The 13804-nt window shown below is 43.1% G+C and carries 16 protein-coding genes and 2 pseudogenes; 11 read left to right on the forward strand and 7 right to left on the reverse strand.

Translation table 11 applies throughout. The annotated features are described in order from the left end of the window. Window positions 1-33: 33 nt before the first annotated feature. Window positions 34-210 (reverse strand): hypothetical protein, encoded by a 177-nt coding sequence (locus V7L29_RS07615; RefSeq protein WP_334688244.1) that lies wholly within the window; start codon window positions 208-210, stop codon window positions 34-36. A gap of 80 nt (window positions 211-290) precedes the next feature. After that, window positions 291-1178 (reverse strand): hypothetical protein, encoded by an 888-nt coding sequence (locus V7L29_RS07620; protein WP_334735049.1) that lies wholly within the window; start codon window positions 1176-1178, stop codon window positions 291-293. A 1108-nt stretch (window positions 1179-2286) separates the two neighbouring features. Between V7L29_RS07620 and V7L29_RS07625 the strand changes: the two genes are divergently transcribed. From V7L29_RS07625 to V7L29_RS07635, 3 genes are all read left to right on the forward strand, one after another. Next, window positions 2287-4641: a ribonuclease R family protein gene (locus tag V7L29_RS07625; protein WP_334735050.1), complete on the forward strand. Its 2355-nt coding sequence runs from the start codon at window positions 2287-2289 to the stop codon at window positions 4639-4641. Between the two features lie 17 nt (window positions 4642-4658). Then, window positions 4659-5279, forward strand: coding sequence for a flavin prenyltransferase UbiX (locus tag V7L29_RS07630; RefSeq protein WP_289797221.1), 621 nt, complete (start codon window positions 4659-4661; stop codon window positions 5277-5279). Between the two features lie 174 nt (window positions 5280-5453). Further along, the gene (locus V7L29_RS07635) at window positions 5454-6149 is read left to right on the forward strand and encodes a LapA family protein (RefSeq protein ID WP_334688241.1); all 696 of its coding nucleotides are present in this window, start codon (window positions 5454-5456) and stop codon (window positions 6147-6149) included. Between the two features lie 19 nt (window positions 6150-6168). Here the strand turns inward: V7L29_RS07635 and V7L29_RS07640 are convergent, their stop codons facing one another. Beyond that, window positions 6169-6363: a hypothetical protein gene (locus V7L29_RS07640; protein WP_273768857.1), complete on the reverse strand. Its 195-nt coding sequence runs from the start codon at window positions 6361-6363 to the stop codon at window positions 6169-6171. A gap of 490 nt (window positions 6364-6853) precedes the next feature. Between V7L29_RS07640 and V7L29_RS07645 the strand changes: the two are divergent. Both V7L29_RS07645 and V7L29_RS07650 read left to right on the forward strand, forming a co-directional pair. Continuing rightward, window positions 6854-7078: pseudogene (locus tag V7L29_RS07645) on the forward strand (NB-ARC domain-containing protein); the annotation flags it as partial. Between the two features lie 153 nt (window positions 7079-7231). Then, entirely contained in the window at window positions 7232-7777 is a 546-nt protein-coding gene (locus V7L29_RS07650; protein ID WP_334688240.1) for a shikimate kinase, read from the forward strand. A gap of 11 nt (window positions 7778-7788) precedes the next feature. Here V7L29_RS07650 and V7L29_RS07655 read toward each other — a convergent pair whose 3' ends face one another. Then, window positions 7789-8391 carry a Uma2 family endonuclease gene (locus tag V7L29_RS07655; RefSeq protein ID WP_334735051.1) on the reverse strand — a complete coding sequence of 201 codons (603 nt, stop codon included), beginning with the start codon at window positions 8389-8391 and terminating at the stop codon, window positions 7789-7791. A gap of 96 nt (window positions 8392-8487) precedes the next feature. Between V7L29_RS07655 and V7L29_RS07660 the strand changes: the two are divergent. The 3 genes and pseudogenes from V7L29_RS07660 to argB form a co-directional block, all read left to right on the forward strand. Continuing rightward, window positions 8488-8535 (forward strand): annotated as a pseudogene (locus V7L29_RS07660) (pentapeptide repeat-containing protein); the annotation flags it as partial. Window positions 8536-8547: 12 nt separating this feature from the next. Beyond that, window positions 8548-8682 (forward strand): hypothetical protein, encoded by a 135-nt coding sequence (locus V7L29_RS07665; protein WP_334735052.1) that lies wholly within the window; start codon window positions 8548-8550, stop codon window positions 8680-8682. Between the two features lie 100 nt (window positions 8683-8782). Next, entirely contained in the window at window positions 8783-9676 is an 894-nt protein-coding gene (gene argB, locus V7L29_RS07670; RefSeq protein ID WP_334735053.1) for an acetylglutamate kinase, read from the forward strand. A 176-nt stretch (window positions 9677-9852) separates the two neighbouring features. Here argB and V7L29_RS07675 read toward each other — a convergent pair whose 3' ends face one another. Together V7L29_RS07675 and V7L29_RS07680 are read right to left on the reverse strand one after the other, a co-directional pair. Next, window positions 9853-9987 (reverse strand): hypothetical protein, encoded by a 135-nt coding sequence (locus V7L29_RS07675; protein ID WP_334735054.1) that lies wholly within the window; start codon window positions 9985-9987, stop codon window positions 9853-9855. A 24-nt stretch (window positions 9988-10011) separates the two neighbouring features. Beyond that, window positions 10012-10620 (reverse strand): hypothetical protein, encoded by a 609-nt coding sequence (locus V7L29_RS07680; RefSeq protein WP_334735055.1) that lies wholly within the window; start codon window positions 10618-10620, stop codon window positions 10012-10014. Between the two features lie 167 nt (window positions 10621-10787). On the opposite strand from V7L29_RS07680, the gene V7L29_RS07685 reads away from it, so the two are divergent. Both V7L29_RS07685 and V7L29_RS07690 read left to right on the forward strand, forming a co-directional pair. Further along, window positions 10788-11330: a tetratricopeptide repeat protein gene (locus V7L29_RS07685; RefSeq protein WP_334735087.1), complete on the forward strand. Its 543-nt coding sequence runs from the start codon at window positions 10788-10790 to the stop codon at window positions 11328-11330. A 187-nt stretch (window positions 11331-11517) separates the two neighbouring features. After that, window positions 11518-12447 (forward strand): DUF3153 domain-containing protein, encoded by a 930-nt coding sequence (locus V7L29_RS07690; RefSeq protein ID WP_334735056.1) that lies wholly within the window; start codon window positions 11518-11520, stop codon window positions 12445-12447. A gap of 172 nt (window positions 12448-12619) precedes the next feature. Here the strand turns inward: V7L29_RS07690 and V7L29_RS07695 are convergent, their stop codons facing one another. Continuing rightward, a complete protein-coding gene (locus tag V7L29_RS07695; RefSeq protein ID WP_334735057.1) occupies window positions 12620-12976 on the reverse strand; it encodes a winged helix-turn-helix transcriptional regulator in 357 nt (118 codons plus the stop codon). Between the two features lie 150 nt (window positions 12977-13126). Between V7L29_RS07695 and V7L29_RS07700 the strand changes: the two genes are divergently transcribed. Beyond that, window positions 13127-13747, forward strand: coding sequence for an FMN-dependent NADH-azoreductase (locus V7L29_RS07700; RefSeq protein WP_334688232.1), 621 nt, complete (start codon window positions 13127-13129; stop codon window positions 13745-13747). Window positions 13748-13804: the final 57 nt, after the last annotated feature.

The raw sequence follows: 13804 nt of genomic DNA on the forward strand, positions 1-13804 counted from the left end.
AGTTGGAAATCAAAATCCTGCTATTGGGTCTGACTACTGAGATTGCAGGTAGTGCAGGAATTCGTGCAATTCCTCTTCGGTCAGCAAAAAACGCGATCGCTTCCCATAAGTTTTTTTAAGATATTCCCGTCCCTGGACTGTTGTCCAGCCTCGTAGCTGCATTTCGATATCTATTTGAGCAATTACTTCAGAAAAATTTACCGGTTCCATAGCTTCATTAGTATTTCAATAGCCTATGTCTTTTCTGATTGACCCTTACCGATTACAAAAGACTAATGACTAATGACTAATCAAAATCCCGCTAATGGGTCTGGCTCAGATTGGAGGTATTTGAGGAATCCGTGTAATTCTTCTTCAGTCAGCAAAGTTCGCCCGCGCTTACCGTAGGTTTTAATTAGATGCTCTCGTCCCTGTTCTGGTGTCCAGCCTAAGCGCTGAAGTTCGACATCTGTTTTAGCAATTACATCCGATAAATCCACGGGTTCAGCTTTCTTCTTTCTCTTTCCTGTCCCTGAAGGGATAGCGACATCCTCTTGAGGACTGTAACTCCGGGGTGTAAAAGGTGTGACATTATTGGCAGAAATTGCTGGAAAGGTCTGATTTTCCACCTGGTTATCAAAGCTTATTTCCAAGTCTTCAAGTGGAGGATCAAATTCTAGCTCCTGGTTAGCAGTTACAGGAAAGTTTTCACTTAAATCCTGGCTATAGGTATCGCTTGATAGGGGCGTAGGATTACTGTAGCCGTACTGTTCGTTAGTGTTTGTTACTACTTCTGGTTTGATGTTCCGTACTTTGGAAGGCGGCATAGATATTTCTTTGTCGCTGACCACTGACCATTGACTACCAACAAAATCTTCATCTTTTGCAGAGGAGTAGGCAGCAGACTCATTCAATCCACCTTTGGTGTTCAAGGAAGGGTTTAGCTGCGCCGGGGAAATTGGATTTGAGGTAAATGCCACTGATTCGGGTGGCGCATTTGCAATACCCAAAACTATCAGTGCCCTAGTTCTGGCTTGGTCTTCTGCTGCTTCTACTGTTTCTGCTGCTGCCATACCCGTAGCACGGGTTACGCCTTCAATTTGCACGCTTGCCCGGACAATATATTTTCCTTGAAAAATTTGCACTAATTCAGAAATCAGACTGCCCTTGGGATACAAGCTCTGGAATTGAGCCAACATAATACTGCTACCAATCTAAATATTTTTAATAACGGGGTCGATACTACCTGTATGCTCAAGCGAGGTAAACTGCTCTTACTTTAATTTACATCCACTCGATACCCAGGATGCTTACCAATATTGCATTTTTTCTCTATGAGACGCTACGCGAACATTTTTAATTGCTTAGTATGTGTAATCAGTTTCTTGGCAGGCGATGAGCAGGTATAATTCTCTGCTCTGAGCCATCAAGGTTATATTCTTGCTTTGCCTTGTATCCCAATTGTAGCAGTAGCTTTTTTTTGAGGAAATTTTTGGCTAGTGCTAACTTACCTGGGTAGTCTTGGCCGCAATGCTATACTGATTACCCAACTCATTATCTAGAACTATTTTCTGGAAGTGCGCTCTAAATCTACAATAATGGAGATAAGGTTCACCCTCACTGCTTATCAAGCTGCTCACCTAATTGTTACCGATTCTACATGTGGGAAAATTGGGTTCACCGGCAGTTCCTCCTAGTTAAAAATCAGAGTCTAATGGCGTAAAATTACCTTCACTTTAGACAATCAAACACCTGTAGTTTCCACGCCACTTGCTCTACTTGGGGAGACCCCAGACGCTCGCAGACTCGCTCTAAGCGAAGCTATGCCAAAGACTTTAGGCTGCGCTATCGCTTTTAGCGTCTCCCCTTCTCCCTTTGGGAGAGGCTAACGCCAAGGGAGAAGACCGCAGTGGCTCCGCTGCATAGCGCTTTTGGGCAGCATGGATTCTCTAAATCCAGCTTCTCAAAAACCCGTCGCGTAATTACCTAGCGGGGCTAAATTGTAATCAGGCGTGCAATCTGAAGTTTGGTTAGGTGAAGGGACTTAAACGCAGGCGAACTCTGAGAGCATCGTGCAGTGAGAAGTTCGTAGACGCCCAGAGTTGTCCGTGGGTCGGCTTCTTTTGCTCGGAACTGCGGGAGTAGTTTGTTGCTCTTGCTGGGTTGGGCTTCCTTTCCTTAGAACTTAGGAAGCTTAGTCTCAGGGCAGGTCGTTTCCAGCTTGTTTCTGTAAGAAGCCGTGAGGGTATACAGGAAAGAACCAGATTAAACAACAAATGATGTTTTGACCAAAGGTCGGTTCACTGCATGGAATTTTCAATCGCTACACTCCTTGCCAATTTCACCGATGATAAATTGGTAGCTCGGAAAGTTTTGGAAAAGAAACTTGGTTGTGAAGATGAAAAAAGCTTACAAAAACTTCACATTGCTTTAGATATTCTCGAAAAAATCGGTATTTTAGTAAAAGAACGCGGCAAGTACCGCCGTGTCTCAGAAGAGGGAATAATCGAGGCAAAACTCCGTTGTTCTAGTAAAGGTTTTTGCTTTGCTATTCAAGATGTGGAAGGAGCTGAGGATATTTACATTCGCGAAAGTCATCTGAGTAATGCTTGGAATGGCGATCGCGTTTTGGTCAGAGTTCTCAAAGAAGGCAGTCGCCGTCGCTCTCCCGAAGGGGAGGTGAAGCTGATTCTAGAACGTTCCAACCACACGTTACTGGCACGAATTAAGCAGGTGGAAAGCGGTTTTAGGGCTGTGCCTTTAGATGATCGATTGCTGTTTGAGCTCAAGATCCAACCTAACGGGGCGAAGTTGGAAGAAGCGATCGATCACCTTGTTCATGTGGAAGTCTTGCGTTACCCGTTGGCACAATATCCTCCCCTTGGTCGAGTCGTGCAAATCCTCGGCAGCGATGCCGAAGCCGCTGCTGATATAGATTTGGTAACATGCAAACACGACCTTTCCCGCACTTTCCCGGATAATGTCCAAGATGCAGCCGCCAAGTTGCCCAAAAAGCTGCTCAAAGCAGACCTGAAAAATCGGTTAGATTTACGTAATTTGTTTACTCTCACCATTGAAGGAGTAAATGGCGACACCAAAGTTATAGAAAACGCTTTTAGTTTAGAAAAAAACTTAGCTGGAAATTGGCTTTTGGGCGTTCATATCACTGATGTTTCTCACTATGTCCAACCTGATGAACCCCTAGATAGAGAAGCACTCAAACGAGGCAAATCAGTGTATCTGGGAGAATTAGTGCTGCCAATGTTGCCCGCAACTGTGGCAGAACGCTGTTCTTTAGTACCTGGGAGTGATCGCTTAACCATCTCTTTTTTAATTACAATCGATCCCCAATCAGGACAAGTGTTGGAATGGGAAATTCAACCCAGTGTGATCAATGTAGAGACTGCACTGAGTACAGAACAAGCCCAGGCAATTCTTACAGGCCAATCTCAAGATCAATCTCCACAGGTTTCTCAGATAATGCAAGACCTCCAAGCCTTGCAAACAGCCGTGAAACAGGTACGGTTGACTCGTGGTAGCCTCCAGTTGAATCTGCCACCCAGCCAAAACGCTTACTATGATGAGGGGATTCTCGGGGCTGTGGTGGTGAATGATTTACCAGTGCGATCGCTACTCACGGAGTTGGTGCTGTTAGTTAATCAACTGGTAGCAACTCACTTAAATGCCCTTGGTGTTCCCGCCATCTGGCGAGTCCAAGGCACACCCGATGTCGAAGATGTCCAGGAAATGCTGAAATTGGCAGTCAATTTAGGCGTTGACCTCACACTAGATCCAGAAGCAGATATCCAACCCTTAGATTATCAACATTTGACCACAGCTTTTGGCGAATCTCCCTCTGAGCAAGTTCTTACCTACTTATTACAAGATACACTCAAGCCATCTGCGTACAGCACCACCAAAGGATCTCACTTTGGTCTGGCACTACCGCAATATGTCCACTTTAGCGCTCCCTTGCGACGTTACCCAGATTTGCTCATGCAGAGAGTATATTACGCGCTACTCGAAAACGGACGCGATCGCCGCAATACCCGTGTCAGAGAGCGCGTTAACCTGCGCCACTCCTCCAGCCATGAAGAAATTAACTGGAACGTTTTACCCCCAGAATTGCAACAAGAACTCCAAAGCGATTTAACTAGGGTAATTGTCCAAATCAACGATCGAGAAAAAGAAGTCCAAGAAGCTGAAGCCGATTTAGCCGGACTGCAAAAAGCCCAACTGATGAAGCAGCGCATCGGTCAGGTATTTCAAGGCGTGATTACTGGTGTTCAATCCTACGGTTTCTTTGTGGAAATTGAAGTACCAGCAGCCGAGGTAGAATCCAGCAGTAATCCTGGTGTGCCTTTGAGGGTAGAAGGATTGGTACACGTCAGTTCTCTTAAAGACGATTGGTATGAATATCGCGCCAGACAACAGGCACTATTTGGTCGCAAAAATCGTGCTTCTTATAGACTAGGCGATCGTGTTGCTGTGCAAGTTAAAAGTGTAGATTACTACCGTCAGCAAATTGATTTGGTAACCGTCGGCAGCGATGGTCTAGCCAAAGGTTTAACTGGTAGTGCTTCCAATGAGGAGCTTTCAGACCTCTACTTCCCAAATGACATTGAGCCTGATGACCTAGACCCTTACTCTGAGGATGAGTAAAATACACTAAAACTTACGTGTCAAATAACACTAAGCCTTTAATTTTAGGCGTATCGGGCGCATCTGGTCTGATTTACGCTGTTCGCGCGATCAAATTTTTGCTAGAAGCGGAGTATAGTATTGAATTGGTTGCCTCTAAATCAACTTACATGGTTTGGCAGTCAGAACAGGAAATTAGGATGCCACCAGAACCAACCGGGCAAGAACAATTTTGGCGAGAGCAAGCTGGAGTTGCACTTTCCGGGAAACTACGCTGTCATCCTTGGAGTGATGTTGGAGCCGGGATTGCCAGTGGTTCCTTTGCCACTCTGGGGATGATGATCATTCCATGCAGCATGAGCACAGTGGCAAAGCTAGCGGTTGGCTTGAGTTCTGATTTACTAGAACGGGCAGCGGATGTCCAACTCAAAGAAGGGCGAAAGCTGGTCATTGTTCCTCGTGAAACGCCTTTTAGCCTCATCCACCTACGTAACTTAACCTCTTTAGCAGAAGTTGGAGTGAGAATTGTCCCCGCTATTCCCGCCTGGTATCACAATCCCCAAACTATTGAGGATTTAGTTGATTTTGTAGTTGCTCGTGCTTTAGATCAACTAGATATTGATTGCATACCAATTCAGCGGTGGCAAGGTCGTCGCTAATGCCCTGAGCGGATTATTTCCTAAATTTCACAATAGTCCTAAAAGGGTAATGATAGAGATGGCTGATAGTGTCAGTAGTCAGCGAACAGTAATCAGTAAAGAATAATTAGATTGATAACTGACCACTGACCACTGACAACTGACCACTGACAACTGACAACTGACAAAATTGTTATGGCTGTAATTCGCTTAATTCTATTGGTGGCAGTACTGGGAGGACTAACGCCGTTGTTAGTCCAAAATTGGTCACCTATATCGCTAGTATTTTTGGGCGTGCGAACTCAACCATTACCACTAGCGATATGGATTTTGTTCAGTATTGCCACAGGTGCTTTCACATCTATATTGATTGCTACCTTGTTTAAATTATCCAATTATTTTGTGGGAGGACAACGCCAAACTCCTGACCGCCGAAGCCCAACTTCGCCTCGTGCGAAGGCAACCCGCAGAGAAGAACCTACATCTGGCCCTACCAGTTCTCCACCACCAGCTAGTAAAAAAGAAGAGCCTAGCAGTGATGTATTTGATGATTGGGAGACAAATGGCAGTAAAGATGATGATTGGAACTTTGATGAAAACCCAGAGGAAGCGCCTACCCCTAATCCTCAAGCTCAACCTGCTAGAAACTCTAAAACTTACGAACGTCAATCAGAAGCCAAAAGCAGTTCTAGGTCTGGTTCAGTTTACTCCTACAGCTACCGTGAGCCAAAAAATACGGCTGTGGGAAAAACTGAATCCGTTTACGATGCTGATTACCGGGTAATCATCCCTCCTTATCAGCCGCCGACTACCAATCAAGCGGATGATGATGATTGGGAATTTTTTGATGATGATGATTTTGAGGACGATGATAAACGCTCGCGTCGGTGAGATATAGAAGGTTAGGTCTCTACTTGATGCCACACCGCTCTCTAGACTCCTGCTTGACCTTACCAATCATGGCAGCTTCCTGCAAAGTCATGAAAGCATTAAAATCTTCCAAATCATATCGGGTAGTCAACAGTTGTCGTAGTTGATTTTCAGCTTCCACTGTCAAATAGCCAGTTGCTAAAGCTTTTTGTACAACGTCACGAATTCGAGTCATAGTTGACACCTCATTCATACTATATTTATTCATTCAGGCTTATTGGGGTGAAATATGCAGTAGTCTTTGTGCCAAAACTTCAACTTTGCAAGCTTTTTTTAGGCGATCGCAGTAAATAAGTCATCATTTATACCTTTATCAGAAACATTTAGTTGAGCGAGGCTTGTTATAACTTAACTTTTAGAATAATGATATTGTGCTGTTAATAACATAGTAATTAAAATACTTAAAATTATCTACCAGAGTAAAAATCCTAATTATTTAGATAGACAGAAATTGTTTGAATAAAGTTTCAAACAAGCTATGTTAATTTTTTCGTTAAGTCTAAAGTCCAAGCAGCAATTGTCAAGTTACTTAAGGAAAATTACTAAATTCGTTAGAAATTTACCGTTTATTATTTATGCTGATTTCCCAGAAGAATCGTTAATATATTGTCTGAGTTGCTTTAAATACATTAATAACAGCAGTGACGGCAGTTGATTCAGATTAAATAGAAGATAAATTTCTAGAAATTAAAAATAATTGAGAGTTAAAAAAGTTATACGTAGATTTAGCATTTACAAACAGAAAAGCCTTGACACTTGTTGAAAATGAATTCCTTAGAGGTTTACTTTGCGGTTTTACTTCTGCGGAAATTGCTAATTTAGTTTATTAAAATCGTAGTAGCAGTACCGCTAGAGTTTATCTTTATAATGGATTATATAAATACATAGAATATAGCGATCGCCTTTGTGACTATCTAAAGAGATACATAATAAAGTGCTTAAGCGCAGCTCAACCCAGGCATCGCTTTAATACCCAGGTATGAGTTGTTGAGTTTATAATTAGAAACTGTGACTCAGCATTCAGAATTGGAGCAAAGTAACTGGTGAGCAGCTTATTACAAGGAGTCAACCTGTACTTAATTGGGATCATGGGCGTCGGTAAGACGACTGTAGGGCGCTTACTAGCAAAGGAACTGGGTTATGGGTTTGTGGATACCGATAATGTCATTGCCCAAGCAACAGGTAAATCTATCAATCAGTTATTTGCTCAAGAAGGTGAAGCAGGGTTTCGCCAGTTAGAAAGCGACGTACTTTCAAAAGTTTGTGCTTTTACAAAGTTGACTATAGCAACCGGTGGGGGCATTGTACTGCGGCGAGAAAATTGGGGTTACTTGCACCACGGTTTGATAGTGTGGCTAGATACGCCTGTGGAGATAATTTACAGCCGTTTAGCTGAGGATACCACAAGACCACTGCTGCAAGATGTTGATCCTAAAGGGAAATTGCGATCATTACTCGAACAAAGAACACCACTTTACTCTCAAGCCGATTTGCACATCACCGAGCAAGAGGGAGATACACCTGAAGACGTTGTAAATCGAGTAATTGAGGCAATTCCTAGCGTTCTCAAAACACAAGTTTCTCATTAGGAAGACTCAAATTACCAAATTTTGACCATCCGTAGGATAAACCCTGGTAATTCAGGATTACCAGTAACTACTTCCGGATTTTCCAAAATTTCAACTTCTCGATTAGTCCGGTAAATGTAGACTTTTCGATTCTGCCGATCAATTAACCAGCCTAGTGATGCACCGTTATCGATGTACTCCTGCATTTTGTCTTGTAATTTTATCAGGCGATCGCTAGAGGAGCGTAACTCAATCACAAAGCTGGGACAAATTGGTGCAAATGAGGCTTTTTGTGCATCTGTTAAGGCGTTCCAACGCTCTAGTTCAATCCAAGAAGCATCAGGAGAACGCATCGCTCCATTGGGTAGCGTAAAACCTGTACTGGAGTCAAAGCCTATGCCAGTGCCATCTTGTTCAGTCCAATAACCAAGCTGTGCAGCAATGTTAAAGTTACGGTTGCCCGTATCTGAAAAAGCTGGTGGCATAATGATGACTTCCCCATTGGCATTGCGCTCGATTCGCAAATCTCCATTGGCTTGGCAGAATTCGTAGAACTGCTCATTTGTCATCTGCACAAGGGAGGGGAAATTTACCGTTAGGGGTGTGCTTTCAGTTTGGATTAGCAGCGTGGTCATTTTCATTCCCTAGCTTCAGCCGAATGATTTCAATTCTAGAGGCTTGAAGGATCGATCGCTTGCTTGTTATGTCAGATAATGTGGGAACAGTGATTTTTAAGAGACGCTAATCTCAGCGGTGCTGATTTACGTGGTGCTGATTTGAAAGTTACTTGTATGGAGAGCTTCAATCTCGAAAATGCTAATTTATTGGAAGTTAACTGGCGCGGCGCAAAAAAGTATGGGGCTTATTTCTACAATCCCGTTATGCCAGATGGTGAACTCTTAACTGAACCAAACAGCGATGGCTGATTAGTACAAACATACTCGACTTTGGCAGCAGAGATTGTGAGGAGTTACAAAGTCTTTTACACTGTCTGAGATAGGTTTTAACTTTCAACGGCGGCTCCTCATGACGGTCAACGATTCTGAATACATTAGGCAAGCTGAAGCCACTCGTGTGCGTGTACTAAGCGAAGCACTACCTTATATTCAACAATTCGCCGGTCGCACTGTTGTTGTCAAATATGGTGGCGCAGCAATGAAAGATAGCACACTCAAAGACAAAGTTATCCGCGACATTGTATTCTTATCCTGCGTGGGCTTGCGTCCGATTGTAGTACACGGCGGTGGCCCAGAAATTAACAGTTGGTTAGATAAGCTGGGAATCGAACCACAATTTAAGAATGGTCTGCGAGTCACTGATACCGCCACAATGGATGTGGTGGAAATGGTTTTAGTCGGTCGAGTCAATAAAGAAATTGTCTCTTTGATTAACCAAGCTGGTGGATTGGCTGTAGGACTTTGCGGTAAAGACGGTAATCTATTTACAGCTCGTCCCCAAGGTCAAGAAGGCATTGGTTTTGTGGGGGAAGTCAGTAATGTGAATATCAAGATTTTGGACACCCTCGCTAGCAATGGCTATATTCCGGTAGTGTCCAGTGTCGCCGCAGACGAAACGGGACAAGCTTATAACATTAACGCCGATACTGTAGCTGGAGAAGTCGCTGCTGCACTAGGAGCAGAAAAGTTAATTTTACTGACTGATACTAGAGGTATTCTCAAAGATTACAAAGACCAGTCTACCTTGGTTCCAAAAGTAGATATCCGCGAAGCCCGCGAGTTGATTGTCAATGGTATAGTCAGCGGTGGGATGATTCCTAAAGTCAATTGCTGTGTGCGATCGCTTGCTCAAGGAGTCCGTGCAGCACACATCATCGATGGTCGCATTCCCCATGCGCTATTACTAGAAATCTTTACTGATGTTGGGATTGGGACGATGATTCTCGGTTCGCAGTTTACATAGTAGAAGAAAATGAGGCAGGGGAGAATGATTTGTAACTGTAATTTTGTGTAAATTAAGATTCGTTTTTTGCTTGCGGGCGAGTCTTTAATACTCGTGGACGAGTCTTTTTTACTCGTGAGCGAGTCTTTGATACTCACCTCCCCTGCTCCCCCTGCCTCCCCTGCTCCTCCACTTTCCTAGTGGTGATAGGTAATAATAACCCGCGATCGCCCATCGCTAAATGTTGTATGACGCCATGAATTATTTATAATCACCGGATTAACTACAGTTGAGTCTCGAATTGTTGGATTAATCCAACTTTGATTAATCATGGTGGAATTATCTCACGTTCTGCCTTACCTGGGAAAATAAGAATCGGGCTGCCTTACCTGGGGAAAATAAGAATCGGGCTGCCTTACTTGGGGAAAATAAGAATCGGGCTGCCTTACCTGGGGAAAGTAAGAATCGGGCTGCCTTACTTGGGGAAAATAAGAATCGGGCTGCCTTACTTGGGGAAAATAAGAATCGGGCTGCCTTACTTGGGGAAAATAAGAATCGGGCTGCCTTACCTGGGGATAGTAAGAATCGGGTTGCCTTACGTGAGGATAGTAAGAATCGGGTTGCCTTACATGGGGATAGTAAGAATCGGGTTGCCTTACATGGGGATAATAAGAATCGCGCTGCCTTACATGAGGATAGTAAGAATCGGGGTAATTATTGCGTTGTGGCATTAGTCCCGTTGCTGGGTCTACAGGCATAGGTGTGGGAATCGGACTACCATAAATAAAGGAACCGACAGCAGGCGATGTCTGACGACAAGCTGCTCCGCAGCTACGCCTAACTCCATAACCACCATCAATCACGATCACAGACTGGGCAGAAGCTGGAGCAATGCTTACACCCATAACTGCTAAAGTCATACCTGCTAAGAGCCAATTCAGTTGCGAATGCTTGATTTTCAACATATTTTGCTCACCTGCATTTGATACCAGAATTTTTCTCAGAAAATAGTCGCAGCTACTTAGTTAAAATTTTAGAAGTTTATCCACTTCAGATTGCCAGCTTTTGAAAAAATTCCAAAAAGATTGCTGGCATTGGCAAAATTAAAACAGTGCTGATTTGTGTAGAAGACGTGAGTGCAGAAAGTTTAGAAATTGCTAAAACCCGCTACCAGAGTGGGAAAGTTGCCTTTGAAAATGGGCAATACCGCCAAGCTGTAGAAAATTTAGAAAAAGCCAGCGCCCTGTTAGCTCGTAATTCTCGCTTTGGGGGCGAAGTAGAAATTTATCTGGTGACAGCTTATGAAGCTGCTGGACGCACAGATGATGCGATCGCTCTTTGCGAAAGACTTAAACGCCATCCCCATTTTGAAATCAGCAAACAAGCGCGGCGGATGCTTTACATTTTAAAAGCACCAAAGCTGAAAAGACCCAGCGAATGGATGACCCAAATCCCCGATTTGGGCACACTACCTGATAATGAACTCAAAATTTCTGTACCTGCTAAGTCTACTAAATCTTCTGTCCAGCAAAAGCCTAAACCTGTCCAGCCAGAATTCGTTGACCTCAGTCAGGTCAATACCAGAGATAATCGCTTTATCTGGGTGGCGCTTATTGCTATTGGTTTAACCATCTCGTACTTGGTTTGGTTAAGTTTTTCAGGAACCCCTGGCTGATACCAATTTTGGATTTTGGATTTTGGATTTTAGATTCTTTTGGTTCATGCTTCACCCAGAAAAGTTGAAGCATGAACCAAAATCTAAAATTAAAAATCTTCGAGCTTCATCCGTTTCTCAGTGGGGTCAATCCAAAATCCAAAATTTTAAATCCAATATCTGTTGACTTTTGGGGAGACTTATAGTTATGAATTCTTCAACTTTAGGAAAGATTTTCTTGTGGTTAATCAAACCATTTCGTTTTGTGTTGACAAAAATTAAATTTCTCTCACCACTGAATGGTCGAAATCGAATCAACCGCGTTTTTACCATCCGAAATCCTATTTTGTGGTTAGTGCTGTTAACATCCGTGCTACTATCTGGCTGTGTTAAGTATGATGTAGGACTTAACTTTGACAACTCAAATAGTGGTGAACTAGTACAGCATATTAAGTTGGGAGAGCGGCTAACCAGTTTTAGTGGCGATTATGTATATGAATGGTTAAATACTATAGAGCGTCGCGCCCGTAAACTTGAGGGTAAAGCACAGCGAGTTTCCACTGAAGAAATCATCGTCACAATTCCTTTTAGTAGTGGTAGGGAATTGCAAGAGAAGTTTAACAAATTTTTTAACTCCCCTGCGAATCAACCCTCTGAATCTGTGCAGAGCGAATCTAACTCAGAACTGCCGAAAATTGAATCAAACGTTCTCTTGGAGGAGAACAATTTTTTACTTTTAGTCCGAAATCGGTTAATTTATGATTTGGATTTGCGATCGCTGTCTCTAATTGCCAGTAAAGGTAACGTCTTGGCTAATGCTGGTTCAATTCTCGACTTGGAATTTAGCTTGAAGACTCCTTGGGGAGCCAAAAATATTCAACTAACTGAAACTGCGATGTCTAACGACAAGCCGCTAGGCGTCTACGCGCCAGAAAAAAATGGCAATCAATTAGTGTGGAAACTCCAGACTGGTGAGCTAAACCACATAGAAGCTGTTTTCTGGCTTCCTAGTCCCCTTGGTATCGGTGGGTTGTTAATTATCCTATTTGTCTGGGGAGGATTGTACTTGAGATACAATTTCATGCCAGATCCCAGAATTCAGTTTCCTCCCAAAACAGCCACTGCTCAAGAACAGTAGAGTATTCATCTGTTGAATATTGTCAGTTAAGCCGATGGAGAATGCATCGGCTTTTTTACACTTCCCCTAGCTTTTTGTAAACAGGACTTACGCAAAAATGCAGTGAAAGCCTTGATTTATCGTAGGGGTAATTTATGAATTGCCCCTACACTTCGTACTTGATGCGTAAGTCCTAGTAAAAATTAGTGTTGCTATGTTGCCGTTGTTCGCTGCCATACCAACGTTCAGCAAGTGCATTGAGTTTATGAAGCACATCAATTAATTCCTGACCACGTTCTGTCAGACCGTAAGTTACTTGGGGTGGCACAGTTGGTTCATAGTGACGATAAATAATTTGTGCTGCCTCAAGCATTCTCAGTCTTTCCGTCAAAACTTTGGTTGAGATGCCCTCAACTAAGTGCTTCAATGCACCAAAGCGAGTAGGCCCACTATTACACAACACCCACAGTATATACATTGTCCAAGGCCCTGATAGTAAAGACATCAGAATACTGACAGGGCAAGCATTAGGATTTTTAGAGACAGACATCGATAAGTTCGCCAAAATTGTCTAACAGTTACTTTATGGTAACTACTTTACTTTAGTAACTAGTTACTTTTAGTATATGGATGAAATGCTTTGAAATTTAGACTCAAAAAAAGTCAAAGCAGTAGATCCTAGTTAATCAGGAGATATTTGGTGGTAAACATTTTACATATTGATTCCAGCCCCCGTGGTGAACGATCACACTCAAGAGAACTATCTAAAGAATTCGTCAGTGGTTGGAGAGCAGCGCATCCTGAAGATGCGATCGCTTATCGAGATTTAGGACATCACCCAGTTCCTCACGTTGATGAACCTTGGATTGCAGCTGCATTTTCACCACCAGAAACCCATACCCCAGAGTTAACTGAGGCAATTAGGATTTCTGACGAGTTAGTAGATGAATTTTTCGCTGCCGATCGCTACGTTTTTGGAGTGCCAATGTATAACTTTAATATACCTTCCACTTTCAAGGCTTACATCGACCAAATCGTTCGGATTAACCGGACTGTTGCAATAGATGCTCAAGGTTTTAGAGGATTAGTCGAGGGTAAAAAGGCAGTTATCATTACAGCTAGCGGCGGTGACTATAGTGCAACATCTCCTGCTGCTGCCTATAACTTCCAAGAACCATACCTGCGGGCGATTTTCGGGTTTATTGGACTTACAGACATTCAATTTATTAACGCTAATAGCTTGAGTAATGGTGATGATGCCCGTACCAAATCTCTATCAAAAGCACGGGCAGCAATTCAAGATGCGATCGCCCAGTGGTAAGAGGACGCGGGGCATTGGGCATGGGGCATTAGTTATAAATTCTTCTTCTGCTTCCCC

The sequence above is a fragment of the Nostoc sp. genome (assembly GCF_036916575.1).
Classification (GTDB): Bacteria; Cyanobacteriota; Cyanobacteriia; order Cyanobacteriales; family Nostocaceae; genus Nostoc.